The sequence below is a fragment of the Streptomyces lacrimifluminis genome (genome assembly GCF_014646095.1).
GTDB classification, from domain to species: Bacteria; Actinomycetota; Actinomycetes; order Streptomycetales; family Streptomycetaceae; genus Streptomyces; species Streptomyces lacrimifluminis.
Genome location: NZ_BMMU01000001.1, coordinates 142,911 through 161,842, shown reverse-complemented (window position 1 = coordinate 161,842; position 18,932 = coordinate 142,911). Strand labels below are relative to the sequence as shown.

Annotated in this window: 23 protein-coding genes; 13 read left to right on the top strand and 10 right to left on the bottom strand. The window is 71.0% G+C overall.

Annotated features, from left to right (window positions below; translation table 11 throughout):
- The first annotated feature begins 46 nt into the window (after positions 1–46).
- Positions 47–1,708, top strand: a complete 1,662-nt coding sequence (locus IEY89_RS00820; protein WP_189145241.1) for a DNA repair helicase XPB — start codon at positions 47–49, stop codon at positions 1,706–1,708.
- 93 nt (positions 1,709–1,801) lie between these two features.
- On the opposite strand, the gene IEY89_RS00815 is transcribed toward IEY89_RS00820, so the two are convergent.
- Positions 1,802–1,996 carry a hypothetical protein gene (locus IEY89_RS00815; RefSeq protein WP_189145240.1) on the bottom strand — a complete coding sequence of 65 codons (195 nt, stop codon included), beginning with the start codon at positions 1,994–1,996 and terminating at the stop codon, positions 1,802–1,804.
- 360 nt (positions 1,997–2,356) lie between these two features.
- On the opposite strand from IEY89_RS00815, the gene IEY89_RS00810 reads away from it, so the two are divergent.
- Complete coding sequence (locus IEY89_RS00810) at positions 2,357–4,405, top strand: HelD family protein (RefSeq protein WP_189145663.1); 2,049 nt, start codon at positions 2,357–2,359, stop codon at positions 4,403–4,405.
- Positions 4,406–4,711: 306 nt separating this feature from the next.
- On the opposite strand, the gene IEY89_RS00805 is transcribed toward IEY89_RS00810, so the two are convergent.
- Positions 4,712–5,404 carry a copper homeostasis protein CutC gene (locus IEY89_RS00805; protein ID WP_189145239.1) on the bottom strand — a complete coding sequence of 231 codons (693 nt, stop codon included), beginning with the start codon at positions 5,402–5,404 and terminating at the stop codon, positions 4,712–4,714.
- Positions 5,405–5,664: 260 nt separating this feature from the next.
- On the opposite strand from IEY89_RS00805, the gene IEY89_RS00800 reads away from it, so the two are divergent.
- Positions 5,665–6,390, top strand: a complete 726-nt coding sequence (locus IEY89_RS00800; RefSeq protein ID WP_189145238.1) for an HD domain-containing protein — start codon at positions 5,665–5,667, stop codon at positions 6,388–6,390.
- 40 nt (positions 6,391–6,430) lie between these two features.
- On the top strand, positions 6,431–7,534 hold the full coding sequence (locus IEY89_RS00795; RefSeq protein ID WP_189145237.1) for a GNAT family N-acetyltransferase: 1,104 nt from the start codon (positions 6,431–6,433) through the stop codon (positions 7,532–7,534).
- On the opposite strand, the gene IEY89_RS00790 is transcribed toward IEY89_RS00795, so the two are convergent.
- Positions 7,516–7,851 carry a DUF4031 domain-containing protein gene (locus IEY89_RS00790; protein ID WP_189145236.1) on the bottom strand — a complete coding sequence of 112 codons (336 nt, stop codon included), beginning with the start codon at positions 7,849–7,851 and terminating at the stop codon, positions 7,516–7,518. The two genes, IEY89_RS00795 and IEY89_RS00790, sit on opposite strands and share 19 nt — an antisense overlap.
- Positions 7,848–8,252, bottom strand: coding sequence for a DUF8819 family protein (locus IEY89_RS00785; protein WP_189145235.1), 405 nt, complete (start codon positions 8,250–8,252; stop codon positions 7,848–7,850). Before IEY89_RS00785 ends, IEY89_RS00790 begins: the two co-directional genes overlap by 4 nt.
- Positions 8,253–8,308: 56 nt before the next feature.
- Here IEY89_RS00785 and IEY89_RS00780 point away from each other — a divergent pair, with 56 nt between their 5' ends.
- From IEY89_RS00780 to IEY89_RS00760, 5 genes are all read left to right on the top strand, one after another.
- Positions 8,309–9,307: a MurR/RpiR family transcriptional regulator gene (locus IEY89_RS00780; protein WP_373287179.1), complete on the top strand. Its 999-nt coding sequence runs from the start codon at positions 8,309–8,311 to the stop codon at positions 9,305–9,307.
- Between the two features lie 110 nt (positions 9,308–9,417).
- Positions 9,418–10,365, top strand: a complete 948-nt coding sequence (gene murQ, locus IEY89_RS00775) for an N-acetylmuramic acid 6-phosphate etherase (protein WP_189145233.1) — start codon at positions 9,418–9,420, stop codon at positions 10,363–10,365.
- Between the two features lie 70 nt (positions 10,366–10,435).
- Positions 10,436–10,969, top strand: a complete 534-nt coding sequence (locus IEY89_RS00770; protein ID WP_189145232.1) for a GNAT family N-acetyltransferase — start codon at positions 10,436–10,438, stop codon at positions 10,967–10,969.
- Between the two features lie 142 nt (positions 10,970–11,111).
- On the top strand, positions 11,112–11,702 hold the full coding sequence (locus tag IEY89_RS00765; protein WP_189145662.1) for a hypothetical protein: 591 nt from the start codon (positions 11,112–11,114) through the stop codon (positions 11,700–11,702).
- A gap of 142 nt (positions 11,703–11,844) precedes the next feature.
- Positions 11,845–12,135: a DUF6355 family natural product biosynthesis protein gene (locus IEY89_RS00760; RefSeq protein WP_189145231.1), complete on the top strand. Its 291-nt coding sequence runs from the start codon at positions 11,845–11,847 to the stop codon at positions 12,133–12,135.
- A gap of 98 nt (positions 12,136–12,233) precedes the next feature.
- Here the strand turns inward: IEY89_RS00760 and IEY89_RS00755 are convergent, their stop codons facing one another.
- The 4 genes from IEY89_RS00755 to IEY89_RS00740 all read right to left on the bottom strand — a co-directional run bounded on the left by IEY89_RS00755 (position 12,234) and on the right by IEY89_RS00740 (position 13,402).
- Positions 12,234–12,650, bottom strand: coding sequence for a PIN domain-containing protein (locus IEY89_RS00755; RefSeq protein ID WP_189145230.1), 417 nt, complete (start codon positions 12,648–12,650; stop codon positions 12,234–12,236).
- Positions 12,647–12,871 (bottom strand): type II toxin-antitoxin system VapB family antitoxin, encoded by a 225-nt coding sequence (locus IEY89_RS00750; protein WP_189145229.1) that lies wholly within the window; start codon positions 12,869–12,871, stop codon positions 12,647–12,649. The genes IEY89_RS00755 and IEY89_RS00750 overlap by 4 nt, the downstream gene beginning before the upstream one ends.
- An 89-nt stretch (positions 12,872–12,960) precedes the next feature.
- Positions 12,961–13,170 carry a hypothetical protein gene (locus IEY89_RS00745; protein ID WP_189145228.1) on the bottom strand — a complete coding sequence of 70 codons (210 nt, stop codon included), beginning with the start codon at positions 13,168–13,170 and terminating at the stop codon, positions 12,961–12,963.
- The gene (locus IEY89_RS00740; RefSeq protein ID WP_189145227.1) at positions 13,157–13,402 is read right to left on the bottom strand and encodes a hypothetical protein; all 246 of its coding nucleotides are present in this window, start codon (positions 13,400–13,402) and stop codon (positions 13,157–13,159) included. Before IEY89_RS00740 ends, IEY89_RS00745 begins: the two co-directional genes overlap by 14 nt.
- A 111-nt stretch (positions 13,403–13,513) precedes the next feature.
- On the opposite strand from IEY89_RS00740, the gene IEY89_RS00735 reads away from it, so the two are divergent.
- From IEY89_RS00735 to IEY89_RS00720, 4 genes are all read left to right on the top strand, one after another.
- Positions 13,514–14,356, top strand: a complete 843-nt coding sequence (locus IEY89_RS00735) for a helix-turn-helix domain-containing protein (RefSeq protein ID WP_189145226.1) — start codon at positions 13,514–13,516, stop codon at positions 14,354–14,356.
- A complete protein-coding gene (locus tag IEY89_RS00730) occupies positions 14,337–14,546 on the top strand; it encodes a DUF397 domain-containing protein (protein ID WP_189145225.1) in 210 nt (69 codons plus the stop codon). The genes IEY89_RS00735 and IEY89_RS00730 overlap by 20 nt, the downstream gene beginning before the upstream one ends.
- 295 nt (positions 14,547–14,841) lie before the next feature.
- The gene (locus IEY89_RS00725; protein WP_189145661.1) at positions 14,842–15,678 is read left to right on the top strand and encodes a hypothetical protein; all 837 of its coding nucleotides are present in this window, start codon (positions 14,842–14,844) and stop codon (positions 15,676–15,678) included.
- Between the two features lie 62 nt (positions 15,679–15,740).
- Entirely contained in the window at positions 15,741–16,415 is a 675-nt protein-coding gene (locus IEY89_RS00720) for a Uma2 family endonuclease (protein ID WP_189145224.1), read from the top strand.
- A 20-nt stretch (positions 16,416–16,435) separates the two neighbouring features.
- On the opposite strand, the gene IEY89_RS00715 is transcribed toward IEY89_RS00720, so the two are convergent.
- Complete coding sequence (locus tag IEY89_RS00715) at positions 16,436–17,593, bottom strand: winged helix DNA-binding domain-containing protein (RefSeq protein WP_189145223.1); 1,158 nt, start codon at positions 17,591–17,593, stop codon at positions 16,436–16,438.
- A gap of 197 nt (positions 17,594–17,790) precedes the next feature.
- Entirely contained in the window at positions 17,791–18,915 is a 1,125-nt protein-coding gene (locus tag IEY89_RS00710) for an NADH:flavin oxidoreductase (protein WP_189145222.1), read from the bottom strand.
- Positions 18,916–18,932 lie beyond the last annotated feature (17 nt).

The window sequence follows — 18,932 nt, the reverse complement described above, 5'->3', positions numbered from 1 at the left end:
CACTGGACGTTTGGCCGTAGGCCGTACGGAAGGGATGTGTACGTACGTGAATGGTCCACTCATCGTCCAGTCGGACAAGACCCTGCTCCTTGAGGTCGACCACGAGCAGGCCGGCGAGTGTCGTCGGGCCATCGCGCCGTTCGCCGAGCTGGAGCGGGCGCCGGAGCACATCCACACCTACCGGGTGACCCCGCTGGGCCTGTGGAACGCGCGGGCCGCCGGGCACGACGCCGAACAGGTCGTCGACGCGCTCGTGCAGTACAGCCGCTACCCGGTGCCGCACGCGCTGCTCGTCGACATCGCCGAGACGATGGACCGCTACGGCCGGCTGACCCTCTCCAAGCATCCGACGCACGGGCTGGTCCTCACGACCACCGACCGGCCGGTGCTGGAGGAGATCCTGCGCTCCAAGCGGATCGTCCCGCTCGTCGGCGCCCGGCTCGACCCCGACACCGTGGCCGTGCACCCGTCCGAGCGCGGGCAGATCAAACAGGTGCTGCTGAAGCTGGGCTGGCCGGCCGAGGACCTCGCCGGGTACGTCGACGGCGAGGCGCACGCGATCGAGCTGGCCGAGGACGGATGGGCGCTGCGCCCTTACCAGCAGCAGGCCGTGGAGAACTTCTGGCACGGCGGGAGCGGAGTGGTCGTCCTCCCGTGCGGGGCGGGCAAGACGCTGGTCGGGGCCGGGTCCATGGCCCAGGCGAAGGCCACCACGCTCATCCTCGTCACGAACACGGTCTCGGCCCGGCAGTGGAAGCACGAGCTGGTGAAGCGGACGTCGCTGACCGAGGAGGAGATCGGCGAGTACAGCGGGACGCGCAAGGAGATCCGGCCCGTCACCATCGCCACCTACCAGGTGCTCACGACACGCCGCAAAGGCGTCTACCCGCACCTGGAGCTGTTCGACTCCCGCGACTGGGGGCTCATCATCTACGACGAAGTGCATCTGCTGCCCGCGCCCGTCTTCAAGTTCACCGCCGATCTGCAGGCCAGGCGGCGACTCGGGCTGACCGCGACCCTCGTACGGGAGGACGGGCGCGAGTCGGACGTCTTCTCGCTCATCGGGCCGAAGCGGTTCGACGCGCCCTGGAAGGAGATCGAGGCGCAGGGCTACATCGCGCCCGCCGACTGTGTGGAGGTCAGGGTCAACCTGACGGAGTCGGAGCGGCTCGCGTACGCCACCGCCGAGACCGAGGAGAAGTACCGCTTCTGCGCGACCACCGCGACCAAGCGCAAGGTCACGGAGGCGATCGTGCGACGCTTCGCCGGGCAGCAGATCCTCGTCATCGGCCAGTACATCGACCAGCTCGACGAACTCGGCGAGCACCTGGACGCGCCCGTCATCAAGGGGGAGACGCCGAACTCGCAGCGCGAGAAGCTCTTCGACGCGTTCCGCCAGGGCGAGATCAGTGTGCTGGTCGTGTCCAAGGTCGCGAACTTCTCCATCGACCTGCCGGAGGCCACCGTGGCCATCCAGGTCTCGGGCACCTTCGGGTCCCGGCAGGAGGAGGCTCAGCGGCTGGGCCGCGTACTGCGGCCGAAGGCCGACGGGCACAAGGCCCATTTCTACTCGGTGGTCGCCCGGGACACCCTCGACCAGGACTTCGCCGCGCACCGCCAGCGGTTCCTGGCGGAGCAGGGATACGCGTACCGGATCATGGACGCGGACGAGCTGCTCGCCGAGGGCGCGGAAGGCACCGAGGGCTGAGGGGCGGGGGCTCGGGGGCTGAGGTCCGGGGAGGGCTGAGGTCCGGGGGCTGAGGTCCGGGGCTGAGGTCCGGGGCTGAGGGGGGTACGCCGCTCACTTGCGGCGCACGCCCGCCTCCTCCCCGTACTCGCCGAGGAGTACGACGCTCAGGGCCGCACCGGCGAACACCTTGACGGCGCGCAGGGCGTCGCCGAAGGGGTGCCGGTGGCCGCCCCGCACGGGGGTGGCGCCGGAGCGGACGGAAGCCATGGAGGCTACGGACGCGGGGGTGAAGGCTGCTGCGCTCATGTATCCATGGTTGCTCCCGGGGCCGCCCATGCCATCGGCCTGCGGGTCGAACCTCCGTCGTCGCCCCGTACGTCTCCGGGTGGACGTCTCCCCCATAGGAAGGTGGAGTCCGCCCCCTAGGGGATGACGAACGCCGTACGCGCCGACGTACTCGTCACCGGGCGCCGAAATTGATTGGCCTCCACCTCCTCCCGTCCCCTAGGATCTCCGCTCTTGCCCGCCTCCCGTCGTGGAGCGCCGCCGCCCGGACGGAAACCGGTCGGCTCTCGACGTCACACCCAGCAGCAGGTACGCACGCGTACGCAGCAGGTATCCGGAGGCACCGCCTTGTCCAGCCCCGTTCCCGTTTCCGACGACCCGATGTCCGGCAACCCGATGTCCGACGATCCGCTCGGCCGCGAGCGCTCCCATCTCTCCGCCTCCCGAGCGGCCCTCCGCGCGATGCGTGAGGACGCGGAGTCGCTCGACATCAAGGACGTCACCGCGAACTGGGTCAACGCGGCGGTCCTCTCCCGCCAGATCGAGGAGCGGATCAGGGCCCTCGCCGACCTCAGTCACACCCCGCTGTTCTTCGGCCGCCTCGACTACCTGCACGCGCCCGGCGCCGAACAGGCCGAGGGTGCGGAGGGCGAGCAGTTCTACATCGGGCGCCGGCACGTCCACGACGCCGACGGCGACCCCATGGTCATCGACTGGCGTGCGCCGGTGTCCCAGCCGTTCTACCGGGCCTCGAAGACGGACCCGCTGGATGTCGCCCTGCGCCGCCGGTTCGGGTACACCGGCGGGGACCTCACGGCGTACGAGGACGAGCACCTCTCCGACCCCACGGAGTCGGCGGCGACCAGCAAACTGCTCCAGCAGGAGATCGAGCGCCCGCGCGTGGGCCCGATGCGGGACATCGTTGCCACCATCCAGCCCGAGCAGGACGAGATCGTCCGCAGCGGGCTGGGCGGCTCGGTGTGCGTGCAGGGAGGCCCCGGCACCGGGAAGACGGCCGTCGGTCTGCACCGGGTCGCCTATCTCCTCTACGCCCACCGTGACCGACTGGCCCGCACCGGCACCCTCGTCATCGGGCCGAACAGCTCCTTCCTCCACTACATCGAGCAAGTGCTGCCCGCGCTGGGCGAGTTGGAGGTCAAGCAGGCAACCGTCGACGACCTGGTGGCCCATGTGGAGGTGCGCGGCACGGACGACGCGCCGGCGGCGATCGTCAAGGGTGACGCGAGGATGGCGGACGTCCTCCGCAGCGCGGTCTACTCCCACGTGACGCTGCCCACCGAACCCGTGATGGTCGTACGAGGGTCACGGCGCTGGCGCGTCCCGGCGTACGAACTCGAAGTCATCGTCCGGGAGTTGCTGGACCGTGGGATTCGTTACGGCGCCGCCCGCGAGGCCCTGCCGCAGCGCATCGCGCACGCCGTGCTGGTGCAGATGGAACGGTCGGGCGAGGCGCCGGACGACCGTGTGCAGGACTCCGTCGCCCGCAACGCGGCGGTGAAGGCCGCCGTGAAGGCCGTCTGGCCGCCGGTCGACCCCGCGAAACTCGTCCTGCGCCTGCTCACCGACGCCGACTTCCTCGCCGTGCACGCGGCCGGAATCCTGGACGAGGACGAGCAGAAGGAGATCCTCTGGGCCAAGCCCGTACGGTCGGTGAAGGCGGCCAAGTGGTCGGCCGCGGACGCCGTGTTGATCGACGAGACGACGGACCTCGTCCAGCGCACGCACTCGCTCGGGCATGTCGTCCTGGACGAGGCGCAGGACCTCTCCCCGATGCAGTACCGGGCGGTGGGCCGGCGCTGCACGACCGGCTCGGCGACCGTCCTCGGCGACCTCGCGCAGGGTACGACGCCCTGGGCGACGCGGAGTTGGGACGAGGCTCTGGCCCACCTGGGCAAGCCGGACGCGGTGGTCGAGGAACTGACGGCGGGCTTCCGCGTCCCGACGGACGTCATCACGTACGCCTCACGCCTCCTGCCGCACATCGCGCCGGGTCTGACCCCAGTGGCGTCGGTGCGTGAGAACCCTGGGTTCTTCGACGTGCGGCCGATCAGCGACGACGCGGGTGAAGTGGTGGCCGCTTGTGAGGAGTTGCTGCGCAACGAGGGCTCGACGGGACTGATCGCGGCGGACACCCGTATCCCGGCGCTGGCGGAGGCGCTGGGGGAGGCGGGCATCGGGTACCTGTCCCCCGGCGAGGAGACGACGCACGAGACCCGGCTGACCCTGGTCCCGGCGTCGCTGGCGAAGGGCCTGGAGTACGACTACGTGGTCCTGGACGAACCCCGGGCCGTGGTGGACGCCGAGCCCGACGAACGCACCGGCCTACGGCGCCTGTACGTGGCCCTGACCCGAGCGGTGTCGGGCCTGATCGTGGTGCACGCGGCGGCGCTGCCGGGGGAACTGGCCTGACGGCTGTTTTCCCACCCACCCGTCTCGGCCCGTTCGCCAGGCGCCCCTGAACGACCGTCGCCGGGCGGCATTTCCAGCCGTCCGGCCGGTTCAGCGCATCCGTTGTTTCCCACCCAACCGCCCGTTCACCGCATCTATTCAGCACGGGCCCAGGCATCTTCAGCCCGTCTGGGGGTCCCCCTCTGGGGGAGTTTGAGGACGAGGCCCCTTCAGGGCCGAAGCGGGGGTCTGGGGGCGCAGCCCCCAGGGACAGGATGGGACGGGTAGGGGCGGCGGGGGCGAGAAAACACCCCCGGACACGCCCCCTCACCCCCCGTCCAGCACCCCCCGCCACTCCGCGACCGCCCCCACCGACACCGGCCTCCCCCACCCCTCCGGCCGAGCCGCACCCCCGATATGAAACGCGTCCACACCCACAGCACGCAGCCGCGGCACATGCTCCAACCGCAGCCCGCCCCCCACCAGCAGCCGCTGCTCGTACCCCGGCTCCCCACCCCGCGCCGCCTCCGCGAGCAACGTAGGCAGCCCGTCATCGACCCCGGCCGCCGAACCCGCCGTGAGGTAGGTGTCGAGCCCCGGAAGCCCATCGAGCTGCTTGCGCAACGCATCCCGGTCGACGGCGTGGTCGATCGCCCGGTGGAACGTCCACCGGCAGCCCTCGATCTCCCCCACGACCCGCTCGACGGCAGCGAGATCGACCCCACCGTCCGCCCCCAGGAACCCGAGCACGAACTCCTCCGCACCCGCCCCCCGCAACTCCCCGGCGACCCCGGCCAGCCGATCGACATCCCCCGCGCCGAACCCGTCCGCCAGCCGCAGCATCACCCGCAGCGGGATGTCGACGGCGTCCCGGATCCCGGCGAAGGCCGCGACGGTCGGGGTGAGCCCGTCGGCGGCCATGTCGGTGACCAGCTCCAGCCGGTCGGCCCCTCCGGCCCGGGCGGCGACGGCGTCCTCGACACCGAGGGCGATCACCTCCAGCACTGCGCGCCGGCTCATCGGACCCCTTCCCTTGGATTCCCTTGACTGCCCTTGACTGCCTTTGACTGCCTTTGGCTGCCCTTGGCTTCACGTTGAAGCGACTACAGGTCTAGTCCAATCCAAGAGTACGCCGGAGCCCCGCCCCCGTCACTCACCCGCCCCGCCCCACCCCACCCCACCCCACCCAGAAGCCCACCCCCACCCCCGCTCACACACCCACCGAAACCGTCACGCCTCCCACCCCACGGCCCACCCCGCCCGGACGGCAGAATGCCCGCATGCCCGATCAAGCCGACCCCGCCGCCCCGGACGCCCTCGCCACCCTCCGCGCCCGCTGGACCCGGACCCTGGAAGCAGCCCGCGTCACCCCCGGCGACGCCGAAGAGCTTCCCGACCCCACCCCCTACGCCGACAACCTCCTCGCCCGTTACCAGGAACCCCAGCGCCGCTACCACACCCTCACCCACCTCACGGCGGTCCTGAACCACATCGACGTACTGGAAGCGGAGCAGGCCGACACACCAGCCCCGGACCTCGCCCCCGACCTGGCCCTGGTCCGCCTCGCCGCCTGGTTCCACGACGCCGTGTACGCCCCGGACCGCTCCGAGAACGAGGAGCGTTCCGCCCGGCTCGCCGAGCGTGCCCTCCCCGAGGCCGGTGTCTCGGCAGCGGGCACCGCCGAGGTAGCCCGCCTCGTCCGCCTCACCGTCACTCACGCCCCCGCGCCCGGCGACCGCAACGGCGAGGTCCTGTGCGACGCGGACCTCGCGATCCTGGCCGCGCCCCAGGACACGTACGCCGCGTACACGGCCGCCGTCCGCGAGGAGTACGCCTTCGTCCCGGCGGACGCCTTCCGGGAAGGCCGGGCAGCGGTACTGCGCCAACTCCTCGCCCTGCCACAGCTGTTCCGGACGCCGTACGGCACGCGGCACTGGGAGGAACCGGCACGCGCCAACATCGCGGCGGAGCTGAACCGGCTCGAAACGGACTCGGCGCCGATTTAATCCGTGTCCGTCACCGCACCCCACCCCCTATCCTCGCCGCATGCTGAGCACGGGCGGGAACGAAGTGGACGAGGCTGTCGCGAGCGCGGTGGCGCTGCTGCGGCCGGTGGTGGACCGGGACTGGGCGGACACCAACGCGGGGCAACTGGAGTGGAGTTGCCGGCAGACCGCCGAGCACATCGTCACCGACCTCGTCACCTACGCCGCGCGGCTGGCAGGGCGGACACAGAGCCCGTACGCCCGCCTCGACATCACCCTCGGCAGTGCGGACGGCCTGGCCCCCGCCGACAACTCGGGCGTCAACGGAGGCATCCTCGACGTCATCACCGCGACCGGCGCCCTGCTCACCGCCGCCGTCCGCACCGCACCCCGTGACGTGCGGGCCTTCCACCCGGCCCCCTTCCGCAGTGCGAACCGCGAGGGCTTCGCCGCGATGGGCGTCGCCGAAGTGCTGCTGCACACCCACGACGTCGCCGAGGGGCTGGGGCTGCCGTACGAACCGCCCGCGCATCTGGCGGAGTTCGTCCTCACCCGGATCTTCCCGCACGTCCGGCCCGGCCCGGACCACTGGCGGACCCTGCTCTGGGCGACCGGCCGCGCGGGCCTCACCGGCCGGGCCGACGTCACCGAGTGGCGCTGGAGCAACAACCTCGTCCTCGACACCGAACGGCTCCGCCTGGAGGGTGTCACCCCGGCCGCAGCCGCCGATCTGAGCGCGGGCGGCACCGGCGGCTTCGACTGGATCGAGGGCGGCCCCTTCGAGGGCACGCGGGAGGCCGCCGGGATGACGACGAAGGCGTACGAGGCGGGCGTACACCGCCCGGAGTTCGGCCTGTTCGTCCTCGTACGGCGGGAGGACGACCGCGCGGTCGGCGGCATGGGCTTCCACGGCGCCCCCGACGAGGAGGGCAAGGCCGAGGTCGGCTACGACCTCGCGGAGGCCGCCCGCGGCAACGGCTACGCCACGGAGGCGCTGCGCACGCTGGCGGAGTGGGCGCTGGCCCGGGACGACGTACGGTCCCTGTTCGCGACCATCGAGCCGCGGAACGCCCCGTCCCAGGCGGTGATCGCCCGCGTCGGGTTCGTGCCGGTGAGCGCGGAACCCGACGAAGAAGGCCTCCGGGCCTACGAGTTGCGCGGCTGACGACCAGGCCGACCCGGCCCGCCCGCCTCTACCTGCCCGCCCGGCCCGCCCGGCTCGCGCGCCGCCTTCCGCCTGCGCAGCCCCGCCCCGTGCAACAGCCGCACCACCTCGCGGCTGCTGACCTCCACCGCCCCGGCCGCCACCACATCCCCGTACCGATGCGACGGAATGTCGTAGTGATCGCGCTCGAAGGCCCGCTCGGGTACGCCCAACTCCCCCGCGAACGAGTGCAGTTCCTCGTACGAGACGTCGCTCACGAGGTGTGACCACAGGCGGCCGTGCCCGGGCCAGACCGGCGGATCGATGTAGATCGTCACGACGACGGCGTCCCGCCCGAGGTCGCGCCCAGTCCCCCCACCGCCGCGACCCGCACCCCCGCCTTGTGGCACACCCACTGCGGATCGGGGCCCAACTCCGGTTCCACCTCCAGGGCGTGCGGATCACCGCCGCCGCAGACCGGGCACAGGGGCCAGCGGCCGTACGTCTCCAGCAGTGAGTCCTGGACGTCCTGGGCGACCAGCCCGGCCACATACCCCGCGCCGTCCGGCCACTGCTCGACCCACCAGCGGCGCTGGACGACCGACTCCTCGACCATCGAGACGACATCCGCCTCGGCGACCTCGCGCGCGGCCAGGTCGGCGAGTACCAGGGCACGTGCCGCGTGCAACGCCTGCTCCAGTGGGGTGACGGGGGGACTGGGGTCGCCGGTGGAGGTCATGCACCCATTGTGCGCACTCTTGACCGTACCTCCGAATGGAAAATATCTTTCATGATGTGAGCCGAGACGTGAAGGAAATTTTCGGTACAGCGGGTGCGGCAGGTGCGGCAGGTACACCGGGCACCTCCGGGAAGCCCGGCGGCCTCCCGGGTGTCACCCCTCCCGCGCCCGCCGCCCTCGCCGCCAAGGTGCGGACACTGGCGCCCTCCATGACCCGCTCCATGCAGCGCGTCGCCGAGGCGGTCGCCGCGGACCCGGCCGGCTGCGCGGCACTGACGGTCACCGGCCTCGCCGAACTCACCGGCACCAGCGAGGCGACGGTCGTCCGTACGTCCCGGCTGCTCGGCTATCCCGGCTACCGCGACCTGCGCCTCGCCCTCGCGGGCCTGGCCGCCCAGCAGCAGTCGGGGCGCTCCCCCGCCGTGACCGCCGACATCGCGGTCGACGACCCGATCGCGGACGTCGTGGCGAAACTCGCGTACGACGAGCAGCAGACCCTCGCCGACACGGCCGCCGGGCTGGACATGGCCCAGCTGTCCGCCGCCGTCAGCGCGCTGGCCGCCGCCCGTCGCATCGACATCTACGGCGTGGGCGCCTCCGGTCTGGTCGCCCAGGACCTCACCCAGAAGCTGCTGCGCATAGGGCTGATAGCGCACGCCCACAGCGACCCGCACCTCGCCGTCACCAACGCGGTGCAGCTGCGCGCGAAGGACGTCGCCGTCGCGATCACGCACTCCGGGTCGACCGGGGACGTCATCGAGCCGCTGCGCGTCGCCTTCGAGCGCGGGGCCACGACCGTCGCGATCACCGGCCGCCCCGACGGGCCCGTCTCGCAGTACGCCGACCACATCCTGACCACCTCCACGGCCCGCGAGAGCGAACTGCGCCCGGCGGCGATGTCGTCCCGCACCAGTCAACTCCTCGTCGTGGACTGCCTGTTCATAGGCGTGGCACAGCGAACGTACGAGACGGCCGCTCCCGCGCTCTCCGCCTCCTACGAGGCCCTCGCCCACCGCCACACCCCGCGCAACAGCGGCACGACATCGCGCCGCTAGGCCCGCCCGCGCCCGGGCGTCTCCGCGTCCGGGCAGCACACCGACAGCCGCAACACCGGTAGCCGCACCGTCACACCGTCGCGCCGGAAGATCCGAAAGAGCCGCACGCCATGACCTCAACCGCTGACGCCTCCTCCAACCACCGTGCCCTGAAAGAGGAGTTGGAGTCGCTGACGACGGAGGCGTTCCGCCCGGAGCTGGCCGAGATCGACCAGCTTCCCACTCTCGACATCGCCAGGCTGATGAACGCCGAGGACACGACCGTCCCGGCCGCCGTCGCCGAACGGCTCCCGGAGATCGCCGCCGCGATCGACGCCCTGGCGGCCCGGATGGCCCGCGGGGGCCGGCTGGTCTACGCGGGCGCGGGCACGCCGGGCCGGCTCGGCGTGCTGGACGCCTCCGAGTGCCCGCCCACCTTCAACACCGACCCCGCCCAGGTCACGGGCGTGATCGCGGGCGGACCCGAGGCCATGGTCACCTCCGTCGAGGGCGCCGAGGACTCCAAGGAGCTGGCGGCCGGTGACCTCGACGCGCTCGGCGTCACCGCCCTGGACACGGTGGTCGGCGTCTCCGCGTCAGGCCGCACGCCGTACGCGGTCGGCGCCGTCGAACACGCCCGCGCGCTGGGCGCGTTGACGATCGGCCTGTCCTGCAACGCGCGCAGCGCGCTCGGGGCGGCGGCCGAGCACGGCATCGAGGTCGTCGTCGGACCAGAGCTGCTGACCGGGTCGACGCGTCTCAAGGCGGGCACGGCCCAGAAGCTGGTCCTCAACATGCTGTCGACGATCACGATGATCCGGCTCGGCAAGACGTACGGGAACCTGATGGTCGACGTACGGGCGTCGAACGAGAAGCTCAGGGCCCGCTCCCGCCGGATCGTCGCCCTGGCGACCGGCGCGGGCGACGAGGAGATCGAGGCCGCGCTCGCGGCGGCGGACGGGGAGACGAAGAACGCGATCCTCGTCGTCCTCGGCTCGGTCGACGGCCCGACGGCCGCCCGCCTCCTCGCGGAGAACGACGGCCACCTGCGCGCGGCGCTGGCAGCGGCATCCCACTGACGCACTGCCGCACTGCCGCACTGAGACACTGATGCGTGGGCGCGTTCGGCCGTCGGGCAGGATGGACGCCATGACCGAGATCCACACCCCCCGCCTCCTCCTCCGCCGCTGGACCGACGACGACCTCGTGCCCCTGTCGGAGATCCTCGCGGACTCCCAGGTCATGCGCTGGATCGACGACGGCTCGGTGCGCGACCTGGAGTACACGGCGGAGGCCATCGAGCGGTGGGAGGAGGAGTGGGACGAGGAGGGCTTCGGCCTCTTCGCCGTCGAACTGCTCGCCTCGGGTGAACTGATCGGCGCTGTCGGCCTGTCCGTGCCCGCGTTCCTGCCGGAGGTGGCGCACGACGTGGCGATCAGCTGGCTGCTCGGCTCCCCGTTCTGGGGCCAGGGGTACGCCTCCGAGGCCGCCCACGCCACCCTGGAGTTCGCCCTCCAGGACCGCGGCCTGGACCGCGTGATCAGCATCAGCAGAGGGGGCGACGACGCCTCCGAGAACATCATCCGCAAGCTGGGCCTGACGGAGGAGCGGGACACGACCCACCCCGTGTACGGCCACCAGCTGCTCGTACACGCGATCGACCTGACGGAGTTCGAGGCGTAGGCCCAAATCGGACCGTCGGCATACGCGCACTCGCGCCCGCGTTGTCAGTGGCGTGTGCGACGGTTGAGACCGCTGACCGCTCCGCTCCGCTCAGCACACGCACATGCGCGTACGCACGCACGCCGAAGGGACGACGACCACCGTGAACCACGCCCAGCTGACCGCCCTAGGGCGAGCCCTGCGTGTCCTCGGCGAGCACGGGGACGCGCTCGGCGGCGACACCGCCGACGCGAAGCTGCACGAGATCAAGGCCGACCTGAAGCGGGCCCTGGCGATCCTGGACGACACGGTGGCCGGGGCGGCCCCCACGACCCGCTGCGCCGAGCACCCCAACGGCCCGGTCGACGAGAGCGCGAACGACCTGTGCCTGCTCTGCGAGACGCGCCGTCGCAGCGCCCGGCGCTCCCAGCAGAACGGCACCTACCCGCAGGCCCGCCACGCCGACCCGGAATCAGCACCCCCCGAGCGCACGATGTCCCGCTACGGCGTACGCGCCGACCGCCCCGAGTCCCAGCAGCGCTGGATCCCCGAGGTCTGGACCGGCCAGAACTGGCAGCTCTGCGGCACCCCGCGCCGCGACCGCCAGGAGGCCGAGCGCTACCTCTCCGCCGAGCGCCGCGCCCCCCGCCCCGGCATCGCGTACCGCCTGGTCCACGAGTTCACCGACTACGAGGTCCTGCGCATCTGGGGCACACCGGTGAAGGTGGACATCGAACCGATGGGGAACCTCTGACATCTCGGACAGCGGGACCGCAAACCTTGATCCACACGACCGGGTGAACCAGGTCCCTCGTGCGAGGCAATGTGGCCGGATCGGCGGCCGGTGATCGTCAATGCTGCGGGTGTCCGAATCATTCCTTTGCCAGGAGACCCTCTTGAACGTCCGCCGCTTCCTGACGACCGCCCTCGCCGTCGTCGCCCCCCTGACCAGCGCCCTGGTTCTCGCCGTCGCCACGCCTGCGGCCACCGCCGCCGCGAACCCCTGCGGGTTCTACGAGACGGGCAGCGACGCGTACTACAACCACTGCACGGGCGACGGCTCACGCATCATCATCGAGGTCGAGGTGTGGGGCCCGAACTACGAGAAGTGTGTGGCCCCCGGCGACACCTGGCTCGGCAGCAGCAGCAAGATCGACGGCGCGTTCTACACCGGCCGCCTCTGCTGACCTGATCGAGGCCCTACGGCCCAACGCAGCCGGCGCTTGATGGGCGACGCGGGCATAAACCTGCCTCGGCCCCGCCCCGCCCTCATCTCCGGTCCGGCTCAGAGCGGCCCTTGGCGCACATTGCGCTGCCGCAGCTCGCCCGCGAGGCCCTCGACGGTCACGAAGTCGGCGTCGTCGTGCAGAACGACCAGACCGTGGTGAGCGGCGGTGGCACAGATCTGGAGATCGACGGCGGACAGCGCGCGGTGGGCGCCCTTCTCGGCAGCGCGCAGTTGAACTCGGCCGATCCAGTGGGAGGCGCTCTTCGGGATGGCGACATCCTCGTAGATCTCCTCGAACAGAACCCGGAACTGCTCGTACTGGTCGAGGTTCCGCGCCGACGTCAGGAACTCGGCGCGCTGCGGGTAGCACGAACGGATGTCACCGTCGGCCGCCACCTCGCGCCAGGCCCCAGCCAGCGATCCGTCCCGCATGATGCGCCAGAGCGCGGAGGAGTCCAGCAGATAGCGTGTCACTCGGCGTGGCCCTCCTTTTCCGCACGATGCGCGGCCTCGGCACCCTCGACGTCCCAGTCCTGAGCGAGGGCGATGAACCTGTCGTAGGCAGCGGCTCGGTTCAGCCGCTTGTTGTACTCCTCCAACGCCTTCGCCACCGCGGCGGTCTTCGTCTTGTGCCCGCCCAGGCGCTTCGCCGTCTCCAGCGCCTCGTCATCGATCTCGATGTGCGTCAGGGACATCTCGGCCTCCCGCGATGTACATAAAAGGTCACCGTCTCCCTTGTGACTGTACATACCCTCGTCCGTCCCCACCCTCGCCCCAGCCCTCCTCAAGGCAGCCGCCCCTCCCGATTGACCCGCCGCACTCGCGCCAGCAGCACATCCCCCGGCGCCGCCTCCCCCAACGCCTCCGGCGGACAGTCCCACTCGCACCCGCCGCCCACGGGCCGCAGCTGCACGTATCCGCCCTCGCGCCCCATGACCTCGCCGATCCGCCCGTCACGCACATCGAGGGCGTACGCCACTTCACGCACCCTCATCGCCACCGGCGGCCACGCCCTCCAGCACGACGGCCAGCCGCGTCGCCGTACGGACGTTGCAGCGCCCGAGGGCCACCAGCGCGAACGGCTCACTGCTCGCCCCGCTCACGGGGTCGACCCCCAGCGACGGGAGGGCCACCCCGACCCCTTCCAGCACCGCCCGCAACCGCGCCACGATCTCCTCGGTCGTCAGCAGCCGCCCGTCCGACATCAGCTCCGTCACGCCGCTCATTCCTCTCCACTCTGAGTGTTCGCTTTCTCCACACAGCGTGGCGGTCAGGTGTCTAACCTGGCCAGAGACGACACCCCAACAACCCCATGTGTCCGACAGGGAGTTGCCGCCATGGCAGGTTCGAAGGACCTCGACCCCTCCTCCTCACCCCGTGCCTTCCTCGGCGCCGAGCTGCGCCATGCCCGCGAGGCGGCGGGCCTGAGCCAGGATCAACTGGGCCGACCACTCTTCGTCAGCGGTTCGTTCATCGGGCAGATGGAAGCCGGTACTCGGCGGATGATGCACGAGTACGCCGTGCAGATAGACCAGATCCTGGGCACGAAGGACTTCTTCGAGCGCAACTGCGCCGCGCTGGCCAAGTCGAAGTACCCGGACCACTTCGCGGAGGCGGCGGAGGCCGAGGAGACGGCTACAGCCATCAGGGAGCACTCCCATCTCCTCATCCCCGGGTTGCTGCAGACAAAGGCATACGCGGCGGCGGTGTTCCGTGCCTACAAGCCGACGGCTTCAGACGCCGAGATCGACGAAGACGTGGCCAGCCGCCTAGACCGCACACGCCTCCTCGACAACCCAACATCCCCGTTGTTGTGGTCGGTTCTGGACGAGGCGGTGCTCCGGAGGGTGGTCGGCGGTCCGGCAGTGATGGCGGAGGCGTTGCGGCACGTGGCAGCGCTGATCCGGCAGCACCGGATCATCGTGCAGGTGCTGCCGTTCGGCGCCGGGGCTCACGCCTCGATGACCGGCTCCCTGAAGCTCATGGAGTTCGACGACGCACCGCCTCTCTCCTTCGTCGAGGGCCCGAACATGGGAAAGCTTTTGGACGACCCGGCCACGGTCGCCCGCCACACCCTCACGTTCAACCTCCTCCAGGCAGCGGCACTTTCGCCGCAAGATTCACTGGCCCTGATCGAGTCGGTGGCGCAGGATTACGAGCATGGAGAAGAGCACTCTTGAGCACGCCCTGACCACGGCCACCTGGCACAAGTCGACGTACAGCGGCGGCGAGGGCGGCAACTGCCTGGAAGTGGCCGACGGCCACCCCGCCCTCGTCCCCGTCCGCGACTCCAAGAACCCCCAGGGCCCGAAGCTCGCGTTCCGGGCGGAGGCGTGGGGGGCGTTCGTCGACAACGTCAAGCGCCCCTAGGGAAACTGGCCCCGCCGCGCGCCCCGAAGCTCAAGCGGCCAGCTCCGAGCCCTCTTTCTGAGGATTGGGAGGCGGGTCTCAACCCACCCACCCACCCCGCGTGTTGACTTGACGCGTTCGGCTTGCCACGCAGAGTCACAAGGAGCTAGCGTGCCGAAATAGCAAACAAACAACCCCCGCCAGGTGCTGGAACACCTGCGGGGGTCTGACCTCCGAGATCGAAAAGAGCGATCCCGTGGCTGAAGCCAACTTTAGTGCTGCCGTCCTGCCCGCGCACGCGACCCCGCCCCATCCGATGGCCAATCCGGGTTACGGCAAGCGCGACGCCCCCGACCAACGCCCCCGCACGAACCACGACTTCGCGCATCTGCCGCCGCGCGAAGCAGCCGTGGCCGCGTATATCGATCGCCTGCCCGGCGGAGCCGACATCTCCGTGAAGACGCTGGCCAAGCACCTCCCGTACGGCCAGTGCGCTCTCCGGACGACTCTCAACAACCTTCACCAGGCGGGCCACCTGCGCCGGGGCCGCGAACACCTGACCGGCACCAGCAGCCAACTCTGGATCACCCGAACGTGGTTCACGCGCACGGCACGGGGCGACGACTGGTGGGCGGCGTTCACCCGGGGCGACGTACCGACGGAGTACGAGGCGCAGTCCCCGGCGGAGCAGCGGAGCCGCCCGACCCGCTCCCGCGCGTTCATCCTGCTGGCCGCTCTCGGCCGTACCGCCCCCGCGCTGTCCCTCTCCCAGGCGGACTGCGCGGCGCTGGCCCCGCTGGTCGCGGAGTGGTTCGAGCGCGGGGCGAACGAGGAGTCCGTACGGCATGCCCTGACCGCCGGCCTGCCGACCCCGGTCCACCACCCGGCCGCCCTGATCCGCGGGCGCCTGACCAGCAAACTCCCGCCGGAGCCCGCTGCCGTACGGCCACCACTGCGCATGCTGGAGTGCGCGAAGTGCGGGGTGCCGGGGCGGGCGGAGGCGTTGGCGGGGGGCGTGTGCGGGGAGTGCCGGGGTGAGACCGTTCCGCCTCGGGCACCCTCCGCACCGGTCGCCGCCTCAGCAGTCCACGCCTATGCCGCCACGACCCGCGCGGCGCTGATCGACCGACGCCGAGAAAGGCCACGCGTATGAGCGCTCCAACAGTGCGCAGACACCGCTCCGGGGCACCATGGTGGGAAGGAGGCGAGCCCACCATGACCTTTGGCACCAGGCGCCCGCAGATGTCCCGCGAGGACTTCGAAGAGCTGGCCGGTAAGGCCCCCGAGAACGTACAGCTCGAATTCCTCGACGGACGGCTGTACGTCAAGGGCGATCACATCGAGGTCGAGGACTTCGAAGAGCTCGCCCGCAGGGCTCCGGAGGGCGTGAAGCTCGAACTCATCGACGGAAAGCTAGAGGTCAAGCCGTTACCGGACAATCGCCACAGGGCCATTGTGGTGTGGCTCATTCGGCTGTTCATGCAACTGCGCCCCGAACTGGCCATGTACCACGAACAGGATCTCAAGATCGGCGCCTACCGCAAAGGGAACGCCACTGCGGATGCCGCGCTGGCGCCGTTGGATCACTTCATCGCCGAGGACAAGAACTGGGCCTCGCCGGACGGTGTCCTCATGGTCGTCGAAGTCACCTCCCACGACCGCGACACCGACCGACGCGACCGCATCGACAAGGTGCGCGGTTACGCGGAGGCGGGCATCCCCGTCTACCTGCTGATCGACCGGGACAACGACACCCTGGTCGTGTACAGCGAGCCGAAGAACGGGATCTACCAGCAGAACCCGTCGTACCCGTACGGAGCCGTGGTCGAGCTGCCCGCCCCCGTGAACGTCACCCTCGACACCGAGAAGCTCAAGGACTACGCCGACTGACCGTCGTCCGCGCGAAGCGGTCAGCCCTTGACTCCATTGACTCCCTTGACTGTCTTGGTCTCGACACCGGGAAACCCCTTGTCCCACCAGTGTCCGTAGCGCCGGTAGACAGCTGGATCGCGGTCGGCGAGCAGCGCGGACAGCTTCTCCGCCTCCTCGGTCAGGCCTTGCCACGCGGCCTTGCCGAGTGTGCGGAAGGTGGTCAGTTCCAGCCCACCCTCGACCGCGCGCCACACCCCGGCGACCTGCCCGTCGACGAGCAGGCAGGGCAGCATGTCGCCGTTGCGCCGGACGACCAGCGGCCGGTACTCCTGGGGCATCACCCGCCCGGGTACGGCGTGGGCCAGCAGCGTGCTGTCCCACATCGGCAGGAGCCTCGGCGGCGCCGGGGTGTCCTCGGCGGGCACGGTCGCCCCTGCCAGGTCGAACAGGGCGGCGCGGCCCGGACCTGCCACCCGCACCACCTGGTCGCCGAGCTCGTGCAGCGCCTGGGTGATCACCGGGCGCCCCAGCAAGGTGAACCGGGCGAAGTCCTGGGCCGACGCGGGCCCGAACCCCCGCAGGTAGGAGAGCAACAGCCGCCGCACCCCGGCTGCCGCGTCCTGTGTCGCGGGCCCGGGGGCCACGGGGGAGGCGAGGTAGGTGTTCCGCTGCGTGAACGACCACGGGCCGCCGGTCGGCACATGATGTATCGGCGCGTACGTCCGTAGCGCCCACCACACGCGGTGTGCCTGCTCGCCGAACCTCGCCGTGACCTCCTTCTCCACCTCGGCGCCCGTACGGGGTCGCGCCAGGAACCCGGCAAGTTCCGGGAGCAGTTCGTCGGCGTCGGCGTGGGTCAGCTCTGTCGAGGTGAAGCGGCGGTCGTACAGCCGCGACGCCCGCAGAGTGCTCAGCATGGCCGCGTGGTAGGACGCGTAGTCCTCGGCGTGGACAGCGTGCAGCGTGATCCGCATGAGGGACGCCTTCACGATCCGGCGGTCCGCGAACGCCGCGTCGAGCTGCTCGGGCGCGAAATCCCGCAGGCGGTTCCACAGCGCCAGGTACGGCGACGCCGGTGTCTGCGCCTGCAGAGCGCAGACCCGCCGGACCGCCTCCGCCACGTCGAGGCGCTGACGCTCCAGCAGGAGTTGACGGTCCAGGGTGGCCAGGGCGAGCTGTCGCGCGGTGAGGATCACGCCCCGGATTATGCCGCCCCCTCCCAGGCACAGACACGAGCACCGGCCGCCGAAGCGAGCGACACCTGGTTGTACATGGGCCGGCACAGACGGACGACGAAGCCCAGGCCGGAGGGACCGGACCTGGGCTTCGTCGTGTGTCTGTGGTGCCGAGTGCGGGTGCCGGGTGGCGGATGGCGGCTCGGATCAGCCGGACATCAGCTCAGCGACCCCAGCGCCGCCGCGTCGTAGGCCTTCAGCTCGCCCGTCCGGTCCTCCAGGACCTTCGCCGCCCACTCCGGGTCCTGGAGCAGGGCGCGGCCCACGGCCACGAGGTCGAACTCCTCGTTCTCCAGGCGGTCCAGGAGGTCGTCGATGCTCCTGAGCGGGGAGCCCTCGCCCGCGAAGCCGTTGATGAAGTCGCCGTCGAGGCCGACCGAGCCGACGGTGACCGTCGGCTTGCCGGTGAGCTTCTTCGTCCAGCCGGCCAGGTTGAGGTCCGAGCCGTCGAACTCGGGGAGCCAGTAGCGGCGCGTGGAGGCGTGGAAGGCGTCGACGCCGGCCGCCGCGAGCGGGGTCAGGATCGACTCCAGTTCCTCGGGGGTCTCGGCGAGACGGGCGTCGAAGGCGCCCGACTTCCACTGCGAGTACCGGAAGATGATCGGGAAGGACGCGGACACGGCCTCGCGTACGGCGGCCACGATCTCCGTCGCGAACTTCGCCCGGGCGACCGAGTCACCCCCGTAGGCGTCCGTGCGGCGGTTGGTGTCGGCCCACAGGAACTGGTCGATCAGGTAGCCGTGGGCGCCGTGCAGTTCGACTCCGTCGAAGCCGATGCGCTCGGCGGCCACCGCGGCCTCGACGAACGCGCGGATGACGTCGTCCAGGTCCGCCTGCGTCATCTCCTTGCCGGCACCCGCGGTACCGTCGAGCCGCAGTCCGGACGGGCCGACCGGCGGGGCCTCGGCGTACGGGGGCTGTCCGGCCTCCCTGACCATGCCGATGTGCCACAGCTGCGGCACGATCTTCCCGCCGGCCGCGTGCACGGCGTCGGCCACCTTCGCCCATCCGGCGAGCTGCTCCTCGCCGTGGAAACGGGGGACGCCGTCGCTGTCACCGGCGGACTCGTGTCCGACGTAGGTGCCCTCGGTGACGATCAGGCCGACCCCGGCGCCCGCGCGGCGCGAGTAGTACGAGGCCACGTTCTCGCCGGGGACGCCACCGGGCGAGAACTTGCGCGTCATCGGCGCCATCACGATCCGGTTCGGCACGGTCAGGCCGTTCAGCGTGACGGGGCGGGAGAGGACCTGGGCCGCGCGGGAGGTCTGGGTGGGGGCTGTCACGTGGGGGCTCCTCGGAA